Genomic DNA, 19,334 nt, shown 5'->3' with positions numbered 1-19,334 from the left:
TGCGTCAGTCGAACGAGTTATAACACATTCAGGTTGCGCGAAGCTGAAATATAAGAGGCTGCTTGAATATTCCCCATCATTTGACGGGCGTCAGATGAGCGAAAGGTAGCGCTTGAAGGCGAAGCCTGATCCGTGAGAGGAAGAATATCTGGGCAGTTGGAGGAGACGACGTGTCCGAAACGATCGCATTCCTGAAACCGCGAGCCGATGTGCTGGCGCGCCGCGCAACCATCATTGCCGATCTGGCGGACTTGCTGCCGCCCGAAGGCCTGGTGCATGAGCCGCGCGAACTGGTGCCCTTCGAAACGGATGCCTTCGTGTCCTATCGGCGGCTGCCGCTGGCGGTCGCGCTGCCGACCAGCACGGCGGAGGTCGCGGCGGTGCTCAAATACTGCCATCGCTACGGCATACCCGTTGTGCCGCGCGGCGCTGGAACGTCGCTGTGCGGCGGCGCCATTCCGCAGGAGGATGCGGTGGTGATCGGCCTGTCGCGCCTGTCGCGCATTCTCGAGATCGATACCGCCAACCGCACCGCCACCGTGCAGGCGGGCGTCACCAATCTCGCAATTTCCGATGCAGTGTCGCCGGAAGGTTTTTTCTATGCGCCGGATCCGAGTTCGCAGCTTGCCTGCACCATCGGCGGCAATATCGGCATGAATTCCGGCGGTGCGCACTGTCTGAAATACGGCGTCACCACCAACAACCTGCTCGGCGTCAAGCTGGTGTTGGTCGACGGCACGGTGATCGCACTGGGCGGCAAGCATCTGGATGCCGCCGGCTACGATCTTCTCGGTCTCGTCTGCGGCTCGGAAGGCCAGCTCGGCATCGTGACCGAAGCAACCGTGCGGATCCTCGCAAAGCCGGAGGGCGCGCGCCCCGTGCTGTTCGGCTTCGACACTTCGGAAGAGGCGGGCGCCTGCGTGGCCGATGTGATCGGTTCGGGCATCATCCCGGTCGCCATCGAATTCATGGACAAGCCCGCCATCGAGATCTGCGAGGCCTTTGCCAAGGCCGGCTATCCGCTCGATGTCGGCGCGCTGCTGATCGTCGAGGTGGAGGGATCGGAGGCGGAGATGGATGCGATGCTTGCGCTCATCGTCGAGATCGCGCGGCGCCACGGCGTGCTGACCGTGCGCGAGTGCCAGTCGGCGACGGAGGCGGCGCTGATCTGGAAGGGCCGCAAGTCCGCCTTTGGCGCGACGGGCCGCATTGCCGATTATATCTGCATGGATGGCACGGTGCCGCTCAGCCAGCTGCCTTATGTGCTGAAGCGCACCGGCGAGATCGTTGCTGGCTTCGGGCTGCGCGTTGCCAATGTCTTCCATGCCGGCGATGGCAACATGCATCCGCTGATCCTGTTCAATGCCAATGATCCCGTCGAAGCCGCTAAAGCCGAGGCCGCTGGCAACGAGATCCTGAAACTGTGTGTCGATGCCGGCGGCTGTCTGACCGGCGAGCACGGCGTGGGAATCGAGAAGCGGGACCTGATGCGCCACCAGTATTCCGAGGCGGACCTTGCCCAGCAGATGGCGGTGCGCGCCGCCTTCGATGCGCAATGGCTGATGAACCCGTCCAAGGTGTTTCCGCTGGAAGGGCGGCCGGCCGCATGAGCGCGATTCTGGTTCCTGTCTGCGAGGAGGAAGCGGCCGGCATGATCCGCGCTGCCGCTGAAGGTGGCCGCACGCTGGCGATTTCGGGCGGCAATACCCGCATCGGTTTCGGCCGGCCGGTCGAAGCCGATGCGGTGCTGCGCTCTGCCGGTATCTCCGGCATCGTCGCCTATGATCCGGCCGAGATGGTGATGACGGCGCGGGCCGGCACCCCGCTTGGCGAGATCGAGGAGGCGCTGCTGGAAAGCGGCCAGATGCTGTCCTTTGATCCGATCGACCACCGGGCGATCATGGGCACCGAGGGTGAGCCGACGATCGGCGGCGTGTTTGCCACCAATGCCTCCGGCTCGCGGCGGCTGTCGGCCGGGGCCGCGCGCGACAGCCTGCTCGGCATCCGCTTCGTCAACGGTCGCGGCGAGGCGATCCGCGCCGGCGGACGCGTGATGAAGAACGTCACCGGGCTTGATCTCGTCAAGCTTCTCGCCGGGTCGCAGGGGACGCTTGGCTTCCTGACGGAGGTGACCTTCCGCGTGCTGCCGCGTCCGCAGACCGAGCAGACCGTGATCGTCTCCGGCCTTGATGACGAGGCTGCAACGCGGGTGATGGCGACAGCCATGGGGCTGCCGCTCGAAGTGTCCGCTGCGGCGCATCTGCCGGAAAGCGTGCGCGGCCGTTTTCTCGGCGGGCATCTGCCGGAGGGGGCTGCAACCGTGCTGCGGCTGGAGGGACTTTCCGCCTCGGTGTCCGTGCGGGCCGCCCGCCTTCGGGAACTGCTGGGCCGTCATGCTCCGGTGTCGGCGATCGAAAACGAGGCCAGCGCTCACCTCTGGCGACAGATTCGCGACGTCGCGCCCTACACCGACAATACCTGTCGCCCGGTCTGGCGTGTCTCCGTCGCGCCCTCCGCCGGCTTTCAGGTGGTCGCGGCGCTGCGGCAGGAGGCGGGCATCGACGTCTTCTATGACTGGCAGGGCGGGCTTGTCTGGATGCGGATGGAAGCCGATCCCGAGGCAGACCTGCTGCGCCGCGTCATCGCCCATTTCGGCGGCGGCCATGCCACGCTGATGCGGGCGTCGGAGCGCATGCGGCAGGCGATTGCTCCCTTCGAGCCGCTGCCGGACCCCGTCGCGGTGCTCACCCAGCGGGTCCGCCTCTCGCTTGATCCGTTCGGCGTCTTCGCCCGGAGGATCACCTGATGCGGGCGGACTACAAGGACTGGCTTGTCGCACAGGAATATTCCGACAACACGCGCAACGCCCAGCTTCATCGCGTTTCGCGCGTAGAGCAGGCCTATGGCAATCTCGACGAGATCTGGGGCGCCGGTGGCTATGACGCGCTGATCGCCGAGCTGGTCTATACCAGCGCCGACGAGAAGGCGGGCCGGCCCAATCCATCGCGGCTGGTGTTCGACGGCAATATCCGCAACAACCTGCAATCCTACAAGAATGCGGTGGTGCGCTACCGCAAGTTCCTCAACGAATCCACGCTGGATGCTGCGGCAGTTTTGCCGGAAGCGGCTGCCCTGCCCGAGATCGCCCATGAAAAACAGAAGCTTTCGCTGGAGCGGGACATGCAGGCGGCCCTTCGCCGCGACATCGCCCGGCTGGAGCAGGGGCTGACCATCGCCGATGATGGCGCCGAGCGCGCCGTGTCCTCCGGCTTTATCGACATCTTCTGCCAGGACCGAGCCGGGGCGAGCGTTGTCGTGGAGCTGAAGGCCGGAAAAACGGATGCGCGCGTCGTCGGCCAGATCCTCGGCTACATGGGCGACATCATGGAGGAGGATGGCGCCTCGCGCGTGCGCGGCATCATCGTGGCGCATGATTTCGACAAGCGCACGATTGCGGCTTCCCGCGCGGTGCCGAACCTCACGCTCATGCGTTATTCGATCTCCTTCACCTTCGAGGAAATGGCCTGACCCATGCAGACATCCTTCACCGCCGAACAGCTTGTCGATCCGCAGGTGGCGGAATCGGAAAAGATCCTGCGGCGCTGCGTGCATTGCGGCTTCTGCACGGCCACCTGTCCCACCTATGTGACGCTGGGCAACGAGCTGGACAGCCCGCGCGGGCGCATCTACCTCATCAAGGACATGCTGGAAAACGGCCGCCCGGCCGATGCGGAGGTGGTGAAGCACATTGACCGCTGTCTCTCCTGCCTTTCCTGCACCACCACCTGTCCCTCCGGCGTCGATTACATGCATCTCGTCGATCACGCACGGGTGCATATCGAAAAGACCTATACGCGCCCGCCGCTCGACCGTTTCACCCGGGCGCTGCTGGCGGCGATCCTGCCCTATCCGGCACGGTTCCGTGCGGCGCTGACGCTTGCGGGCCTTGCCCGGCCGCTGGCGCCGGTTCTTTCGCGCGTCAAGGCGCTGTCTTCCTTTGCCGCCATGCTCTCGCTTGCGCCGCAGACGTTGCCCGCAGCGCCGGCTCCATCAGGGGAGGCTGTGGTTGCCCCTGGCCTTCGCCGTGGCCGCGTCGCCCTTCTCGAAGGGTGCGCCCAGCCGGTGCTCGATCCCGGCATCAATGCCGCCACCCGCCGCCTGCTTGCCCGCTTCGGCGTGGCGGTGGTCACGCCGAAGGGTGAGGGCTGCTGCGGCGCGCTGGTGCATCACATGGGCCGCGAGGCCGATGCGCTCGATTTCGCCCGCCGCAATATCGATGCCTGGATGGCCGAGATCGAGGGGGAGGGGCTCGATGCCATCCTGATCACCGCGTCCGGCTGCGGCACCACGATCAAGGATTACGGCCACATGCTGCGGCTCGACCCGGCCTATGCGGAGAAGGCGGCCCGCGTTTCGGCACTCGCCCGCGACATCACCGAATATCTGGCGACCCTCGATCTGCCGCGGCTGGAGACGCGTGGGCTGACGGTGGCCTATCATTCCGCCTGCTCGATGCAGCACGGGCAGAAGATCACGCTGCAGCCGAAAAACCTCTTGAAGGCGGCGGGCTTTGCCGTGAAGGATCCGGCGGAAGGCCATCTCTGCTGCGGCTCCGCCGGCACCTACAATATCCTCCAGCCGGAGATTTCTGGCCAGCTCAAGCAGCGCAAGGTGCGCAATCTGGAGGCCACGAAACCGGATGTGGTCGCTACCGGCAATATCGGCTGCATCACCCAGATCCGCACCGGAACCGAGATCCCGGTGCTGCACACGGTGGAACTGCTGGACTGGGCCTATGGCGGGCCGAAACCCGCAAGGCTTCCGGCCTGATGGCGTGACGGCGTCGGGCCTGCCGGTCAGAACTTGTAGGACACGCCGAAATTCACCGCATGGGTGATGATGTCGGTCTTCAGCGAGGCATTGCTGTCGATATCGACATCGATCCAGTTGTAGGTGCCCTTGTATTCCAGGAAGGCCGACCAGTTGTCGGTGAAGCGGTAGCTGACGCCCGCCTGGGCCTGGATCGTTGCGCCGCCGAACTGGTAGTCGAAGGTCTTGCCGGAGGGGCGGGTGACTTCCACATGCGGCACGTTGATGCCGACGCCGGCGCCGACATAAGGCGTGATCGGCAGGTCCTGCAGCGGGAAGCGGTAGAGCGCGTTCAGCGTCAGGATGTTCAGCCCGTCGGTGAACTCGAAATGCGACCAGCCGGCCTTGGCCATGGTCTCGTCGTCTGCATAGACCTTGTCATGCGTGTAATCGAGCGAGATGCCGAGGTTGGACAGCGCGCCGCCGTCGAACCAGTAGGTGCCGCGGATGCCCCAGTAGGGCGGGCTTGCGAATGATTTGCCTTCCCAGCCGGCGCCGAAACCCGGCTGGTCGCTGACATCCACATGGCTGTGCGGTGCCGACTGCCAGCCGCCATAGCCGGAGATTTCGAAATCGCCGGCTTGAGCGGCACTGACGAAGAGGCAGCCGGCCAGCAGGGCGGCAGTATGGATGGCATTGCGAAGAATCATGACGGATGCCCTGGGTCCCGTTAGCGTGATGCCAAGCTAAGCGGCCGGGCATGACAGGCACATGACAAACCTGTTGCCGCCCTGCCTCACATCACGATGACTGTGGTTCCGATGGGAACGCGCTCGTAAAGATCGGTGACATCCTCATTGCGCATGCGGATGCAGCCGGAGGAGACGCCGCTGCCGATCGTCCAGGGGGCATTGGTGCCGTGGATGCGGTAGAGGGTCGAGCCAAGGTAGAGCGCGCGTGCGCCGAGCGGGTTTTCCGGGCCACCCTGCATGGAGGCGGGCAGATAATGCCCTTTCGCCGCCTCGCGGGTGATCATCTCCTTCGGCGGGTGCCAGTCCGGCCATTCGGCCTTGCGGGTCACCTTGTGGGCGCCTGCCCATTCGAAGCCCGGCTTGCCGACGCCGACGCCATACCGTTTAGCCTTGCCGTCCTCCAGCACCAGATAGAGGAAGCGGTGCGGCGTATCGATGACGATGGTGCCCGGCGTCTCGCGCGTGTCATAGTCGACGATCTGCGGCAGGAATTGCGGTTCCAGCCGGCTGCGGATCACCGGGATCGGCTGCATGGCGGCCGTCTGAACCGGGGTGGCGACCGAAGCGGCGGCCGGCAGCGATAGCTCCGGCTGGCGCGGGCGGATCTGTGTGGATTGCGTTCGGGGTGCCGCGACCGGCGGCGCCACGGCTATCTGGCGAAACGGCGTGGCGGGCAGGCCTGTCTGGGAACGGCCGGCGCTGACCGGGGAGGCGGCCGCGGGCGCGTTCGCTGGAACCGCGCCTCCCAGTTGCCGGATCCACGGTGCCGTCAGGTCCGGGCTGACGATCACCGGCGGCCGTTCGCGGTAGCGCTCCTCGGCGGCAGCGGGCGCGACGAAGACCTGCAGGCCTGTGCCGATCAGAATCAGGGTCTTGTCGAAACGTGTCCAGGGGCGCTGCATCCGCGACATCCTTTCCAAAGGGTTGACGCCGGCGGCCGGCCGGCATCCTCATGCCCCAGAAACTGCGCTGCAACCGCCACCGAACGGTAAATGCAGGCTCCTGAAAATCCGCGGGTTTTTGCAAACCGGACGGCAGGGTTAATGCATCGTTTGGAAACGGGGTAAAGGACTGGTAAAGCTCCCGCCGTCCGGGCTGGCGCACCGATCGCCGGCGGCAGATTTCGGATGGCATGTTTCGGGTGGAAGGGGTCGCCCGTTCGTGCCAGGGCGCGGGGATCTTGAGAGGAGTTTTCATGACGAAACCGGGTATCATCGAGGGCGCGGACGGCCGCTGCCGCTGCTTCTGGCATCAGGGCCTTGCCGATTACGAGCGCTATCACGACGAGGAATGGGGCCGCCCGGTCACCGATGACATCCGCCTGTTCGAGAAGATCTGCCTTGAAGGGTTTCAGTCCGGCCTCTCGTGGCTGACGATCCTGCGCAAGCGCGAGAATTTCCGCGCTGCCTTCGCCGGCTTCGATTTCAAGCGCGTTGCCACCTTCGGCGAAGCGGATATCGAGCGCTGCGTGGCGGATGCCGGCATCATCCGCCATCGCGGCAAGATCGTTTCCACCATCAACAATGCCAGGCGTGCGGTGGAACTGCGCGACGAATTCGGCTCGCTGGCAAGCTTCTTCTGGTCCTACGAGCCGAAGCCCGGCGAACGTCCCGCCGTGATGGATCTGGAAACGTTGCGCGCCAACCCCACGACGCCGACCTCCATCCGCCTGTCGAAGGACCTGAAGAAGCGCGGCTGGACCTTTGTCGGCCCGACCACCGTTTACGCCTTCATGCAGGCGATGGGCCTCGTCAACGATCATCTGGATGGCTGCTATCGCCAGCCGGAGGCAGATGCGGAACGGGCAGCCTTCGCGCGGCCGTAAGGCTTAATCGATGCTGAGCGCCAGCACGCGGCTGATTTCGGTCAGCGAGCGGCCGGACTGATTTCTCCACGTGTTGAAGGCGGCCTGCACCGCCGCCTTGTCGCGGGCCGAGGTCGGCGCCTTGCTCACCACGTCTTCGGCCACCAGCCGGTTCACGACGCTTTGCGACAGGATGAAGCTTTCCAGCCCGGCAAGGCGCAGAAAATACGGCCCCGTATTGCCGCCGAGCCGGGAACCCTTCTTCTGCAGGAGATCGAGCAGGCCGATATAGTTCTCTGCCGGCCAGCCTGCGAAGAAGGCTCCGGCGGAGCCGTGGTCGCGGGCGAGATCTGCGAGGAACACCGCGTTTTCCTGCACGGACTTGATCTTCTGGCCATGCCGGATGATCCGCGTGTCGGAGACCAGCCGGCCGAAATCCTCGTCATGCAGCATGGCGCAAGGACCGATGTCGAAGCCTTCGAAGGCGGCCTCGAACCCCGGCCACATGGCATCCACGACCTTCCAGTTGAAGCCGGACTGGAAGATGCAGCGGGTCATCAGCGCAAGGAACCGGTCGTCGGTCATGGCGGCAATCTCGGCTGCCGGCTTCGGAAACTGCAGGGCCTCGCGCACGGCCTCTTCGCCCTTGCGCTCGACGGCAAGTGTCCAGATGTCGTCAAAGCTGCGCATGGCCGTCCTCTCAGCTGCAGATATCGTCGATCAGCGGCTTCACTCCGCCGAGATCGTCGATCTCGCGGAAACGCGGCGCTTCCGCCGGCTTTTCCACATGCTCCAGCACCCAGGTCAGCGCATGCGGCACGAACACGCCCCAGCTGCCGGCGGCCAGCGCCGGCACCACGTCGGATTTCAGCGAATTGCCGATCATCATCGCCTGTTCCGGACCATCGCCATGCTTGCCGAAGATGCGGCGATAGGTGGTGGCGGTCTTGTCGGAGACCACTTCCACGGCGTCGAAGTAATCGCCGAGCCCGGATTGCGCCAGCTTGCGCTCCTGGTCGAAGAGGTCCCCCTTGGTGATCAGCACGAGGAAGTATTGGCCGCACAGCGCCTCCAGGGTGTCGCGCGCATGCGGCAGGCATTCGACGGGGTGGGACAGAAGCTCGCGGCCGATCGAAAGAATCCGGCCCACCACCTCGGCCGGCGCCTTGCCTTCGGTCACCTCCAGCGCGGTTTCGATCATCGACAGCGTAAAACCCTTGATGCCGAAACCGTAATAGGCAAGGTTGCGCTTTTCCGCCTCCAGCAGGCGCTCCGAGACGTGGTCGCCCTCGGCATAATCGGCGAGAAGATCGCGGAAATGGCTCTCCGTCAGCTTGTAATACTGCTCGTTCTGCCAGAGCGTGTCATCGGCATCGAAGCCGATGACGGTCAGCGGGCGGATGGTCATGGCGGGCCTCTTCCTCAGGACGACGCGATTAAACTAATCCCGTCTGCGGCCAATGCAATGGCGCGCCAGCGCGCCATTGCGGGGTGCGGCCAGGGCCCTTCGCGCGTGCCTTACTGGCCGTGTTTGGCCAGCCACGCCTTCATCACGGCAATCTCGGCTTCCTGCGCCGCGATGACGTCCTCGGCGATCTTGCGGATGGCCGGGTCCTTGCCGTGGGCCAGTTCCACCTTGGCCATGTCGATGGCGCCCTGATGATGCGGGATCATCGAGCGGACGAAATCGACATCGGCATTGCCGGTATAGGGGATGGCCATGGCCTTGTGCATGGTCATGTTGGCTGCCTCGAAGCCCTTGGTCGAGGCGTCGGCACCGTTCATGGCATGGCCGGAATGGGCCGACATGTCGTCTGCGAGGGCTGGCAGGGGTGCGGGCAGGGTGAAGAGCGCGGCGACGAGGCCGGCGGTAAGAGCGGTTCTGACTGTCATGGGTCTTGGTCCCGTGTTTGACGAGTTGCAAAAAGGAAAAAAGGGGCGGATCAACCGCCGTCCGGCTCGTCAGGCGCGGGGTGGAGGATCAAGCGGCGCGGGCGCCCTGTCCAGAAGCACCGCATCCGGCAGGGGGGCGGGATAGCGCAGCGCCATCGGATGGCCACCCGCCAGCACGAGGGGCGGCACCAGCGAGGTACAGGCGGCACAGAGGCTCATGGCGCAGCCGGTCTTGTGGTGCGTGTCGGCGCAGTCGCGGCAATGGCCGGCGCTTCCTGCGTTCCGGTCCGCATGCTCTGCGCCCGTCATTGCCGTCTCGTGCAGTTTCCCGTGGCGGTGCAGCGATATGGTCGCCGCGGCGCCCGGCATCGGGTGATCCCTCATCATCGGCATTCCGCCCGCTGCCATCGGGAGCGCAAGCGCCGGCATCAGCCCTTGAAAGAGCCAGGCCAGCAGGGCGAGGAGAAAGGCAAAACGGCGCATGTCGTTCAGAGTAGTCCGCATCCGGCAAAATGCAAGGACGGGCAGCCGGCGATGGGCCGGCGAGGGCCATGGCCGTCTCCTCAGGCGGCGATCACGCGATGCACCGCCTGCTGGTGCGGTCCCTGCTCGCCGAAGGGGGCGACCGTCCAGTCCCAGCTCTTTCGATGGTCCGGCACGGGCACGCCGCAGAGAAGATCGTCCTCCTCCAGAACGCTGCCATCGCGTGACAGCACGCGGTAGGAGACATCGGTGATGAGGCAGGTGCGGCAGGGCAGGGCAGCAAGGCCGGAGAGATGCGCCGCCGCCAGTTGCGGCAGAATGGTGTGCGCCGCTTCCGCCCTGCCGGAGGTCTCGAGCGCCATCCGCGCGCCGACCCCGATCTGCGAGAGCAGATTGGCGGAGACGACGAGATCGAGATAGGGCACCTGCCGCAGGAAGGCGAGCGGTTCCGGGGCCTCGCCGGCGAGCGCCGCCTCGAGGCCCGAGAGATCGCGGTGGATCAGCCGCACCTGGCGCAGGCGCCGCGCCGAAAGTCGCAGGCGCACGCTGGCAAGATGTACCAGATCGACCAGCACCACCGTGTCGAAGCTTTTGGCAAGGGCCGCGACGGGAACGTCGCGCAGCAGGCCGGAGCCGAGCACGACCGCCGTGCGCCGCTGCCGCATGGCCTTCACCGTGTCCAGCACATGCGCCTGACTCATCGCCTCATGCGGCGCCCAGGCCTTTTCGCAGCGCCTCGCGCGCGCAAGCAGGCTGACCGAGGCGGCGATATGTCGGCGGAAGGGGCTGGGCGTCAGCGGCAGGCTGGCGGCGTAATCGAGGGCTTCGAGGATCAACGGTAAATCTCGCGGCGATGGCCGATCTCGACAACGAGCACGATCAGTTTCCTGTCCATGATTTCGCAGATGATACGGTAGTCGCCCACCTTGTCGCGCCAAAGATGTTCAAACTGCTGTCCCTGCATGGATAAAGCATAGCACTATGGATGATGCCTTGCCACCCTTGCCCCCCGCTTCAAGGCTTGCCGCCTGTGGCTTCATCCTCTAAGAAACCGCTCAAAATTCCGGCCTTTTCCGGTGCCGGCGGCAAGGAAGATCATCATGAGCGACAAGAAGCAGAAACAGCAGAAACTGAAGGCCCGCCTGCCGCGCGGCTTTGTCGATCGCACCGCTGCCGATATCCATGCCACCAACGAAATGGTCGCAAAGATCCGCGAGGTCTACGAGCGCTACGGTTTCGACCCGATCGAGACGCCGCTGTTCGAATATACCGATGCGCTCGGCAAATTCCTGCCCGACAGCGACCGCCCCAACGAGGGTGTCTTCTCGCTGCAGGATGACGACGAGCAGTGGATGAGCCTGCGCTACGATCTCACCGCGCCGCTGGCCCGCCACGTGGCCGAAAATTTCAACGAGATCCAGCTGCCCTACCGCACCTATCGCGCGGGCTACGTGTTCCGCAACGAGAAGCCGGGCCCCGGCCGGTTCCGCCAGTTCATGCAGTTCGATGCCGACAGCGTCGGCGCGCCGGGCGTTCAGGCCGATGCCGAAATGTGCATGATGATGGCCGATACGCTGGAAGCGCTCGGCATCAAGCGCGGCGACTATGTGATCCGGGTAAACAACCGCAAGGTGCTTGATGGGGTTCTCGAAACAATCGGTCTTGGAGGAAACGACAAAGCCACTCAGCGACTAAACGTTTTAAGAGCTATTGATAAATTAGATAAGTTCGGTCCCGATGGCGTGAAGCTCTTGCTAGGTGAAGGTCGCAAGGACGAGTCTGGCGATTTCACCAAAGGCGTGGGACTTAGTGAGCCACAGATTGTAAAATTGCTCAACTTTATCGATATATTGCAGACTGCGGAAACCGCGCTTGGTTCTCATCCTCTAGTGCAGGATCCTATCCCCGGGTTAGAAATAGATGGACCCAAGGCTGTGCGTGGCGCGATATTCAATACGCTTCACGATAACTTCAAGGATTCACCAACTGGCGTTGAAGGTGTCTTTGAACTCAAGCAGATTTGGCAATTGGTTGAAACTGCCGGCTACGGTCCTGACCGCATCAAGATCGACCCCTCCGTCGTTCGTGGCCTCGAATACTACACCGGCCCCGTCTATGAAGCCGAACTCACCTTCGACGTCACCAACGAAAAAGGCGAAAAGGTCGTGTTCGGCTCGGTCGGCGGCGGTGGTCGCTATGATGGCCTTGTCTCGCGCTTCATGGGCCAGCCGGTGCCGGCCACCGGTTTCTCCATCGGCGTGTCGCGCCTGATGACGGCGCTGAAAAACCTCGGCAAGCTGGGGCAGGACGAAGTCCTCGCGCCGGTTCTCGTCACCGTGATGGATGGCGATGTGGAGGCCATGGGGCGTTACCAGCGTTTTGCGCAGGCGCTGCGCAATGCCGGCATCCGCGCCGAAATGTATCAGGGCAACTGGAAGAAATTCGGCAACCAGCTGAAATATGCCGATCGTCGCGGCTCTCCCATCGCCATCATCCAGGGTGGTGACGAGCGGGCGCAGGGCGTCGTGCAGATCAAGGACCTGATCGAGGGCAAACGCCTTTCCGGCGAGATATCAGACAATGCCGAATGGCGCGAGGCCCGCGTGGCGCAGATCGTGGTGCCAGAGGCGGAACTGGTGGAAAAGGTCAGGGAGATCCTGGCCGCGCAGGCGGAAGATCGCCGCCGGGCGAAGGGTGTTTGATGTTGGCGTCTGTGGTTTTCCCCTTCCCCAACCCTCCCCACACGGGGGAGGGAGCCGGTCGGCGCGTGCCGTTTTCCCACCTGTTCAGTTTGCGCGTTCAGACTGTTCGTTCTGACCGGTGCGCTAGATTGGTAACGAGCGCTTGCTTCAGGTCTTCTCCCCCCTTGCGGTGGGGTCCGAAGAACGGGGCGAGACGAGTGGCTCGACCCCAAAGGCCGGCAGGCCAGAGAGGGTATTTCACCCGAGGCCTTACCCCATGCCGCTGATCGACATGCCCGATTTCGCTCCGGCGATCCTCGAGGAATTCGCGGGCCGCAACACCACCCGCGTCGATACCCCGGTCATCCAGCCGGCAGAACCCTTTCTCGACATGGCGGGTGAGGATCTGCGCCGGCGGATCTTTCTGACCGAGAACGAGCGGGGCGAAAGCCTGTGCCTCAGGCCGGAATTCACCATTCCCGTCTGCCTGCGCCACATCGAAACCGTCACCGGCACGCCGAAACGCTATGCCTATCTTGGCGAAGTGTTCCGCCAGCGCCGCGAGGGCGCCAATGAATTCTATCAGGCGGGGCTCGAAGATCTCGGCGATACGGATGCCGCGACAGCCGATGCCCGCATCGTTGCCGATGCGCTGGCCTGCCTGCACAGGGTTCTGCCGGGCAGGGCCTTTGCCGTCACCATCGGCGATCAGGCGGTGTTCGAGGCGGTGGTGGCAGCGCTTGGCCTGCCCTCCGGCTGGCAGCGGCGCCTCGTGCGTGCGTTTGGCCAGACGGATGTGCTGGAAGCGATCATCGCCCGTCTGGCGAAGCCCGAACCCGTTGCGGGCCTTTCGCCGGAGGTGGAGGGCCTGCTGGAGGCGGGCGACGATGCAGCACTTGCCCGCCATCTGCATGACGAGATGGAGCGCACCGGCTATCTCACCAATGCCAGCCGCGCCCCGGAAGAGATCGTCCGGCGTCTGAAGGAAAAGCGGCTGCTGGCCGGCGCGTCGCTCGATGCCGCCAAGCTCGATGCGCTGAAGGAGTTTCTCTCGATCAATGTCTCGCTGCGCTATGCGCCGGGCGTGCTGGCCGATTTCGCCCGCTCTGCCGGCCTGCCGCTCGATGCGGCAATCGCCGGTTTTGACGCGCGCGTGGCGGCGCTCAGTGCAGCCGGCGCCTCGCTCGCCGACATCACCTGGCGCGCCGCCTTCGGCCGTCCGCTCGATTACTATACCGGCCTCGTCTTCGAGGTCACCGTGCGCGGCGAGCATGACGTGCTGGTCGGCGGCGGTCGCTATGACCGCATGCTGACGCTGCTCGGCGCCAAGGAGCATATCCCGGCCGTCGGCTTTTCCATGTGGCTCGACCGCATTCAGAAGGCGAAGGAGGGCGCGGCGATCCGAAAAGTGGAAGCCGGTTTTCGGACGGAATCGCCGCGCAAAAGCGGAGAACTGCGATGACCATCACCATCGGGCTTCCCTCCAAGGGCCGCATGAAGGAGGATGCCTCCGCCATCTTCGAGCGGGCCGGCATGAAGATCGTCGCCGTCGGCAATGACCGCTCCTATCGCGGCCGCGTCGAAGGGTTTGACGACGTGGAGATCGCCTTCCTCTCGGCCTCGGAAATCTCGCGCGAGATCGGCAACGGCACCGTGGATTTCGGCGTGACCGGCGAGGATCTGATCCGCGAAGGTCTGTCGGAGGCCGACCGGCGGGTGGAGATTGCCGCCCGTCTCGGCTTCGGCCATGCCGATGTGGTGGTGGCCGTGCCCGATATCTGGCTCGACGTGGAAACCATGGCCGATCTCGGCGATGTCGCCGCCGAATTCCGCGCCCGCCACGGACGGCGGCTCGCAATCGCGACAAAGTACTGGCGGCTCACCCAGCAGCATTTTTCTTCGCAACACGGCATCCAGCTCTATCGCATTGTGGAAAGCCTCGGCGCCACCGAGGGTGCCCCGGCCGCCGGCCAGGCGGATATCATCGTCGATATCACCTCCACGGGCTCCACGCTGAAGGCCAATCATCTGAAGGTCCTCTCGGACGGGGTGATCCTGCGCTCCGAAGCCTGCCTCGTCAGGGCGCGCAAGCCGGAGCATGAGGGCAATGCGACGGTGGCGAAGATTGTGGAGGCGGTGCGCGGGGTGGTGTAACGGGCCGTTGTGCCTTTTGCACGCGAGCCCCCCTCATCCGCCCTTCGGGCACCTTCTCCCCAAGGGGAGAAGGGAGGGTTGCGAGCGCCTTGCGCCAGCTTACAACTCGGACATCTGCGGATAGAATGAACCGTAAAACGTCGCGGTTGGCTTATGCGTTAACGAAGGGCGTCGACGGTGCAGCTTATCCCTTCTCCCCTCGGGGAGAAGGTGCCCGAAGGGCGGATGAGGGGGCCACGGTGCCACGCCACAAAAGATCCAGTCTCGACAACAGAAAACCCGCCGGATCGCTCCGGCGGGTTTTCTGCATGTGCCCGAGGATGGGCGTTATATCAGGCCAGAGCGGGGGCTGCGCCGCGACGGGCATCCAGCGAATAGGCGCCGGCGCCGACGGTGGCGAGCAGGATATAGGCGCCGGCCAGCGTGAAGTTCTTCATCATCATGATGCCGTTCAGCGTGTTGATCCAGCCAAGCGCTGCATCCGGCCAGCCCGGAACGGCAACCGTGCCGGAATGGAAGACCGCGCCGGTGAACACGCAGAAGGCGGCCAGGGCCCAGCCGACGATGCGCACCTGGAAGCCGACGAGAACGGCAAGGCCGGTGACGAGTTCGAACAGGCCGGCGAGATAGGCAAGCGCGGTTGCGGCCGGCAGGCCGGCGCCGGTGATCATGCCGGCAGTGGCGGCAGGGTCCGTCAGCTTGCCGAAGCCGGACAGGATGAAGATGAAGGAGAGAAGAACGCGGGCGATCAGCAGGATCGCATTGTTGGTGATCGACATGGTGTGGTCTCCAGAGGATGTGCCGTGGCGGCGGTGTCTGTCTGGCAAAATATATGCGCCAGATTGTCGCGCCGCGAAAGATGAACGGATGAAGACGAATTGTTCGGTATTTGTGAACGAACGGCAGGCGCGAATTCAAGACTTGACCTCAAGAGCGCTTGAGGTCGGAGCATGGTGGAAACATCGAGGATACGAGAATGGTGAAGGTCGTCACCGACAGGGATCTGCAGGATCTTTCGCTGACCGCAATCGCGATCGAGGCTGTGGAACGGGCGTTTCGCGAGAAAGCCGCCGGCATGCTGGTGTCGCCGCCGCGGCATTGCGTTGCGATGGGCGATGCAGGCGATCTGGTCTTCACGGTGGGCGGCGTCACAGGCGGGGCCCAGCCGGTCGCCGGCTTCCGGGCCTATACGACGTTCAACGGCGAACGGGACGAGCAGGTCGTCGCCCTCTGGAATCCCTCCAGCGGAGCGCTCATCGGCCTTGTCACCGGCGCGCGGCTGGGAGCGCTGCGAACCGGCGCGATCGGCGGCGTTGCGATCCGCCACATGGCACGAGACGATGCTCGCATCGTCGGCGTCATCGGCAGCGGTGAGCAGGCGAAAACACAGCTGGAAGCGGCGGCCGCCGTCCGGCCGATCCGGCATGCCCTTGTCTACAGCCGTAACGAAGCAAACAGGATCCGGTTTGCCGATGAGATGGGGCGGCGTCTCGGCATATCCGTCCGTCCGGTCGAGACCTCCCGGCAGGCGGTGACGGAGAGTGACATCGTGATCTGCGCCACATCCAGCACCCTGCCTGTTCTGGAGGCGTCGTGGCTGAAGCCGGGCACGCATGTGAACACGGTCGGTCCGAAATTCGTCGGTGCCCATGAGATCGCGGTGGAGGTTGCCGCTGCTGCCCGGACGATTGCGACCGATTCACCGGAGCAGATGCTGGCCTATGCCAGACCCTTCTTCCTGACCGATACACCGGACATGCGGCGGATCAGGGATCTCTGCCTCCTGGTTGCGGAAAACAGGCCGGTCAGGCGGCAAGAGGATATCACGCTGTTCTGCTCCACAGGTCTGGCAGGCACGGAGGTTCTGGTGGCGGAAGCGATCCTCCAACGGTGCGCATCCGGCATTGAAATTGAGCGGTGAATATTTCTATCCTGCCCGGCGGTGGCCAGAATGGGAAGAACGACGTGACGGCTGGAACGATAGGCTTTGCAACAGGGCTGCTGCTGGATGAGGCGCGGTCGAACTGGAGCGGCGACGGCCCGCGTCCCGTTCGCTGGTCCGCCTGGTATCCCGCCGCGGCCGGCAGCCTCGCGCGGGAAATCGTGATCCCGCCCCGCCGTCCCCTCTATTCTCTTGGTCTACTGGCGCCCGAGGCGCCTGTTGCTGCGTCTGCGGAGCGCTATGCGGTGGTTCTGATCTCGCATGGCACCGGCGGTTCGGCCTCCGGTCTCGGCTGGCTGGCCGCCGCGCTTGCCGAACAGGGCTTTGTGGTGATCGGTGCCGATCATCACGGCAATACGGGTGTGGAAGCCTATCGTGCCGAAGGCTTTCTGTGCTGGTGGGAACGGGCACGGGACCTCACGGTGCTTCTGGACCGGCTGAGCGAGGAGGGGGCATTGGCCGGCCGGCTGGATCTTGAAAACGTTTCGGCCGCAGGCTTTTCACTCGGCGGCTATACCGCGCTGGCCCTGGCCGGCGCCATCACCGAGGTGGAGCGGATGATGGCGTTCGTGGCGGCGCATCCCGAAACCGGCGGGCCGCAGGAAATGCCGGATCTGGCCGCGCAGATCGAACCGCTCCTCTCTTCCAGCGCGGTCTTTCGGGCCTCCTGGGAAAGACAGTCTCACGACTACCGCGACGAGCGGATACGGGCCGTCGTCACCATGGCAGCGGCGCCGCCGGTGCGCGGCTTCACGGAGACAAGCCTGCGCGCCCTTCACCTGCCGGTCACGCTCCTTTGCGGCGAGGCGGATCGCGAAGCGCCCTACGATCTCTGCTCGGCCTGGCTGAACGAGCGCCTGCCCAGCAGCCGGCTCATCAGCCTTGGCAAGGACGTCGGCCATTACACGCTTTTGCCGGTGGGGACCGAGACGGCCGCGCGTTCCGGCAGCCCTTACTGGTCGGATATGCCGGGCGTCGTGAGGGCAGAGGTTCATGCAAACGCCGTGGACCTGACGCTGGCGGCCATTCGGGCACCATCAGCCTGATCGCCGATCGGGCAACAAAAAAGGGCGACCCGAGGGCCGCCCTTCGTAACGCAATGCCGGAAGGCTGGACTTAGAAGTCCATGCCACCCATGCCGCCCATGCCGCCAGCCGGCATGGCCGGAGCGTCCTTCTTCGGCAGTTCGGCGATCATGGCTTCCGTCGTGATCAGCAGCGAAGCAACCGAAGCAGCGTTCTGCAGAGCGGTGCGAACAACCTTGACCGGGTCAACGATACCCATGGCGATCATGTCGCCATACTCGGAGGTCTGAGCGTTGTAGCCGAAGTTGTCGTCGTTCTTTTCGAGGATCTTGCCAACAACGATCGAAGCTTCGTCACCGGCGTTGTCTGCGATCTGGCGAACCAGCGACTGCAGGGCGCGGCGAACGATGTTGATGCCGGCTTCCTGGTCGTCGTTTGCGCCCTTGACCGAGATCTTCGTGGAGGAACGCAGCAGAGCGGTACCACCGCCCGGTACGATGCCTTCCTGAACGGCCGCGCGGGTTGCGTTCAGAGCGTCGTCGATGCGGTCCTTGCGCTCCTTCACTTCGACTTCCGTTGCACCGCCGACGCGGATTACGGCAACGCCGCCAGCGAGCTTGGCAAGACGTTCCTGCAGCTTTTCGCGGTCGTAGTCGGAGGTGGTTTCTTCGATCTGGGCCTTGATCTGGGCAACGCGGCCTTCGATGTCAGCCTTCTGGCCGTTGCCATCGACGATCGTGGTGTTTTCCTTGGAGATCGAAACCTTCTTGGCGCGGCCGAGCATGTCGAGCGTGACGTTCTCGAGCTTGATGCCGAGATCTTCGGAGATCACGGTACCGCCGGTCAGGATGGCGATGTCTTCCAGCATGGCCTTGCGGCGATCGCCGAAGCCCGGAGCCTTGACGGCAGCAATCTTCAGGCCGCCACGCAGCTTGTTGACGACGAGCGTTGCAAGAGCTTCGCCTTCGACGTCTTCAGCGATGATGACGAGCGGCTTGCCGGTCTGGACGACGGCTTCGAGAACCGGCAGCATGGCCTGAAGGTTCGACAGCTTCTTCTCGTGCAGGAGAATGAAGGCGTCTTCCAGGTCAGCAACCATCTTTTCCGGGTTGGTGACGAAGTAGGGCGACAGGTAACCGCGGTCGAACTGCATGCCTTCGACGACTTCGAGTTCGGTCTCGGCGGTCTTGGCTTCTTCAACCGTGATGACGCCTTCGTTGCCGACCTTCTGCATGGCTTCCGCGATGTCGCGGCCAACCTGCGTGTCGCCGTTTGCGGAGATCGTGCCGACCTGGGCAACTTCTTCCGAGGTGTTGATCTTCTTGGCCTTGGCCTGGAGATCCTTCACGACTTCGGCAACGGCGAGATCGATGCCGCGCTTCAGGTCCATCGGGTTCATGCCGGCAGCAACGGCCTTCTGGCCTTCGCGAACGATGGCCTGGGCCAGAACGGTCGCGGTGGTGGTGCCGTCGCCTGCGATGTCGTTGGTCTTCGAAGCAACTTCGCGGACCATCTGGGCGCCCATGTTCTCGAACTTGTCTTCCAGTTCGATTTCCTTGGCAACCGATACGCCGTCCTTGGTGATGCGCGGAGCGCCGAAGGACTTGTCGATGACGACGTTACGACCCTTCGGGCCGAGCGTTACCTTGACGGCATCAGCGAGAATGTCGACGCCACGCAGCATCTTTTCGCGCGCGGTGCGGCCGAATTTGACTTCTTTAGCAGCCATGTGAAAACTCCCTTGGGCTTATCAAGCCCGCTGTCGTTCAATCTTGAGGTGGAGAGGCCTTC

At 64.2% G+C, this 19,334-nt stretch carries 19 protein-coding genes and 1 pseudogene; 10 read left to right on the top strand and 10 right to left on the bottom strand.

Translation table 11 applies throughout. The features are described from left to right. Positions 1–170: 170 nt before the first annotated feature. Genes FNA46_RS10220 through glcF form a run of 4 tightly spaced genes read left to right on the top strand, consistent with a single transcriptional unit; the run spans position 171 to position 4,830 of the window. Positions 171–1,610: an FAD-linked oxidase C-terminal domain-containing protein gene (locus FNA46_RS10220; protein ID WP_143125098.1), complete on the top strand. Its 1,440-nt coding sequence runs from the start codon at positions 171–173 to the stop codon at positions 1,608–1,610. Beyond that, positions 1,607–2,806, top strand: a complete 1,200-nt coding sequence (locus FNA46_RS10215; protein ID WP_143125097.1) for an FAD-binding protein — start codon at positions 1,607–1,609, stop codon at positions 2,804–2,806. The genes FNA46_RS10220 and FNA46_RS10215 overlap by 4 nt, the downstream gene beginning before the upstream one ends. Beyond that, positions 2,806–3,528 carry an endonuclease NucS domain-containing protein gene (locus FNA46_RS10210; protein WP_143125096.1) on the top strand — a complete coding sequence of 241 codons (723 nt, stop codon included), beginning with the start codon at positions 2,806–2,808 and terminating at the stop codon, positions 3,526–3,528. The genes FNA46_RS10215 and FNA46_RS10210 overlap by 1 nt, the downstream gene beginning before the upstream one ends. A 3-nt stretch (positions 3,529–3,531) precedes the next feature. Then, entirely contained in the window at positions 3,532–4,830 is a 1,299-nt protein-coding gene (glcF, locus tag FNA46_RS10205; RefSeq protein ID WP_143125095.1) for a glycolate oxidase subunit GlcF, read from the top strand. A gap of 26 nt (positions 4,831–4,856) precedes the next feature. Here the strand turns inward: glcF and FNA46_RS10200 are convergent, their stop codons facing one another. After that, entirely contained in the window at positions 4,857–5,519 is a 663-nt protein-coding gene (locus tag FNA46_RS10200; protein WP_143125094.1) for an outer membrane protein, read from the bottom strand. 86 nt (positions 5,520–5,605) lie between these two features. Then, a complete protein-coding gene (locus tag FNA46_RS10195) occupies positions 5,606–6,463 on the bottom strand; it encodes a L,D-transpeptidase (RefSeq protein ID WP_143125093.1) in 858 nt (285 codons plus the stop codon). A gap of 293 nt (positions 6,464–6,756) precedes the next feature. Here FNA46_RS10195 and FNA46_RS10190 point away from each other — a divergent pair, with 293 nt between their 5' ends. Further along, positions 6,757–7,386, top strand: coding sequence for a DNA-3-methyladenine glycosylase I (locus tag FNA46_RS10190; RefSeq protein ID WP_143125092.1), 630 nt, complete (start codon positions 6,757–6,759; stop codon positions 7,384–7,386). A 3-nt stretch (positions 7,387–7,389) separates the two neighbouring features. Here the strand turns inward: FNA46_RS10190 and FNA46_RS10185 are convergent, their stop codons facing one another. The 6 genes and pseudogenes from FNA46_RS10185 to FNA46_RS10160 form a co-directional block, all read right to left on the bottom strand. Next, positions 7,390–8,055 (bottom strand): DNA-3-methyladenine glycosylase I, encoded by a 666-nt coding sequence (locus tag FNA46_RS10185; protein ID WP_143125091.1) that lies wholly within the window; start codon positions 8,053–8,055, stop codon positions 7,390–7,392. Positions 8,056–8,065: 10 nt separating this feature from the next. Next, positions 8,066–8,773: an HAD family hydrolase gene (locus FNA46_RS10180; RefSeq protein WP_143125090.1), complete on the bottom strand. Its 708-nt coding sequence runs from the start codon at positions 8,771–8,773 to the stop codon at positions 8,066–8,068. Between the two features lie 110 nt (positions 8,774–8,883). Next, positions 8,884–9,258: a CopM family metallochaperone gene (gene copM, locus FNA46_RS10175; protein ID WP_143125089.1), complete on the bottom strand. Its 375-nt coding sequence runs from the start codon at positions 9,256–9,258 to the stop codon at positions 8,884–8,886. A gap of 69 nt (positions 9,259–9,327) precedes the next feature. After that, positions 9,328–9,762: a hypothetical protein gene (locus FNA46_RS10170; RefSeq protein ID WP_143125088.1), complete on the bottom strand. Its 435-nt coding sequence runs from the start codon at positions 9,760–9,762 to the stop codon at positions 9,328–9,330. A gap of 59 nt (positions 9,763–9,821) precedes the next feature. After that, positions 9,822–10,577 carry a hypothetical protein gene (locus FNA46_RS10165; RefSeq protein ID WP_143125087.1) on the bottom strand — a complete coding sequence of 252 codons (756 nt, stop codon included), beginning with the start codon at positions 10,575–10,577 and terminating at the stop codon, positions 9,822–9,824. Beyond that, a pseudogene (locus tag FNA46_RS10160) lies at positions 10,574–10,678 on the bottom strand (type II toxin-antitoxin system RelE family toxin); the annotation flags it as partial. The gene FNA46_RS10165 and the pseudogene FNA46_RS10160, both read right to left, overlap by 4 nt. 163 nt (positions 10,679–10,841) lie before the next feature. On the opposite strand from FNA46_RS10160, the gene hisS reads away from it, so the two are divergent. The 3 genes from hisS (at position 10,842) to hisG (ending at position 14,576) form a co-directional block, all read left to right on the top strand. Continuing rightward, positions 10,842–12,443 (top strand): histidine--tRNA ligase, encoded by a 1,602-nt coding sequence (gene hisS / locus FNA46_RS10155; protein WP_143125085.1) that lies wholly within the window; start codon positions 10,842–10,844, stop codon positions 12,441–12,443. Between the two features lie 256 nt (positions 12,444–12,699). Continuing rightward, the gene (locus FNA46_RS10150; protein WP_143125084.1) at positions 12,700–13,884 is read left to right on the top strand and encodes an ATP phosphoribosyltransferase regulatory subunit; all 1,185 of its coding nucleotides are present in this window, start codon (positions 12,700–12,702) and stop codon (positions 13,882–13,884) included. After that, entirely contained in the window at positions 13,881–14,576 is a 696-nt protein-coding gene (hisG, locus tag FNA46_RS10145) for an ATP phosphoribosyltransferase (RefSeq protein ID WP_143125083.1), read from the top strand. The genes FNA46_RS10150 and hisG overlap by 4 nt, the downstream gene beginning before the upstream one ends. 332 nt (positions 14,577–14,908) lie before the next feature. Here hisG and FNA46_RS10140 read toward each other — a convergent pair whose 3' ends face one another. Beyond that, a complete protein-coding gene (locus tag FNA46_RS10140; RefSeq protein ID WP_143125082.1) occupies positions 14,909–15,355 on the bottom strand; it encodes a DoxX family protein in 447 nt (148 codons plus the stop codon). A gap of 197 nt (positions 15,356–15,552) precedes the next feature. Here FNA46_RS10140 and FNA46_RS10135 point away from each other — a divergent pair, with 197 nt between their 5' ends. Further along, entirely contained in the window at positions 15,553–16,497 is a 945-nt protein-coding gene (locus tag FNA46_RS10135; RefSeq protein ID WP_143125081.1) for an ornithine cyclodeaminase family protein, read from the top strand. After that, positions 16,494–17,564, top strand: coding sequence for an alpha/beta hydrolase family protein (locus FNA46_RS10130; protein WP_143125080.1), 1,071 nt, complete (start codon positions 16,494–16,496; stop codon positions 17,562–17,564). The genes FNA46_RS10135 and FNA46_RS10130 overlap by 4 nt, the downstream gene beginning before the upstream one ends. 70 nt (positions 17,565–17,634) lie before the next feature. Here the strand turns inward: FNA46_RS10130 and groL are convergent, their stop codons facing one another. Then, positions 17,635–19,272, bottom strand: a complete 1,638-nt coding sequence (gene groL / locus FNA46_RS10125; RefSeq protein ID WP_143125079.1) for a chaperonin GroEL — start codon at positions 19,270–19,272, stop codon at positions 17,635–17,637. Between the last annotated feature and the right edge of the window lie 62 nt (positions 19,273–19,334).

This window comes from Affinirhizobium straminoryzae (assembly GCF_007004135.1).
GTDB classification, from domain to species: Bacteria; Pseudomonadota; Alphaproteobacteria; order Rhizobiales; family Rhizobiaceae; genus Neorhizobium; species Neorhizobium straminoryzae.
This window is presented reverse-complemented; position numbering and strand designations above follow the sequence as displayed.

Coding starts and splice junctions, on each gene's coding strand:
- FNA46_RS10215 (WP_143125097.1), top strand. CDS start 1,607: ATGAGCGCGATTCTGGTTCCTGTCTGCGAGGAGGAAGCGGCCGGCATG.
- FNA46_RS10210 (WP_143125096.1), top strand. CDS start 2,806: ATGCGGGCGGACTACAAGGACTGGCTTGTCGCACAGGAATATTCCGAC.
- glcF (WP_143125095.1), top strand. CDS start 3,532: ATGCAGACATCCTTCACCGCCGAACAGCTTGTCGATCCGCAGGTGGCG.
- FNA46_RS10200 (WP_143125094.1), bottom strand. CDS start 5,519: ATGATTCTTCGCAATGCCATCCATACTGCCGCCCTGCTGGCCGGCTGC.
- FNA46_RS10195 (WP_143125093.1), bottom strand. CDS start 6,463: ATGCAGCGCCCCTGGACACGTTTCGACAAGACCCTGATTCTGATCGGC.
- FNA46_RS10190 (WP_143125092.1), top strand. CDS start 6,757: ATGACGAAACCGGGTATCATCGAGGGCGCGGACGGCCGCTGCCGCTGC.
- FNA46_RS10185 (WP_143125091.1), bottom strand. CDS start 8,055: ATGCGCAGCTTTGACGACATCTGGACACTTGCCGTCGAGCGCAAGGGC.
- FNA46_RS10180 (WP_143125090.1), bottom strand. CDS start 8,773: ATGACCATCCGCCCGCTGACCGTCATCGGCTTCGATGCCGATGACACG.
- copM (WP_143125089.1), bottom strand. CDS start 9,258: ATGACAGTCAGAACCGCTCTTACCGCCGGCCTCGTCGCCGCGCTCTTC.
- FNA46_RS10170 (WP_143125088.1), bottom strand. CDS start 9,762: ATGCGGACTACTCTGAACGACATGCGCCGTTTTGCCTTTCTCCTCGCC.
- hisS (WP_143125085.1), top strand. CDS start 10,842: ATGAGCGACAAGAAGCAGAAACAGCAGAAACTGAAGGCCCGCCTGCCG.
- FNA46_RS10150 (WP_143125084.1), top strand. CDS start 12,700: ATGCCGCTGATCGACATGCCCGATTTCGCTCCGGCGATCCTCGAGGAA.
- hisG (WP_143125083.1), top strand. CDS start 13,881: ATGACCATCACCATCGGGCTTCCCTCCAAGGGCCGCATGAAGGAGGAT.
- FNA46_RS10140 (WP_143125082.1), bottom strand. CDS start 15,355: ATGTCGATCACCAACAATGCGATCCTGCTGATCGCCCGCGTTCTTCTC.
- FNA46_RS10135 (WP_143125081.1), top strand. CDS start 15,553: ATGGTGAAGGTCGTCACCGACAGGGATCTGCAGGATCTTTCGCTGACC.
- groL (WP_143125079.1), bottom strand. CDS start 19,272: ATGGCTGCTAAAGAAGTCAAATTCGGCCGCACCGCGCGCGAAAAGATG.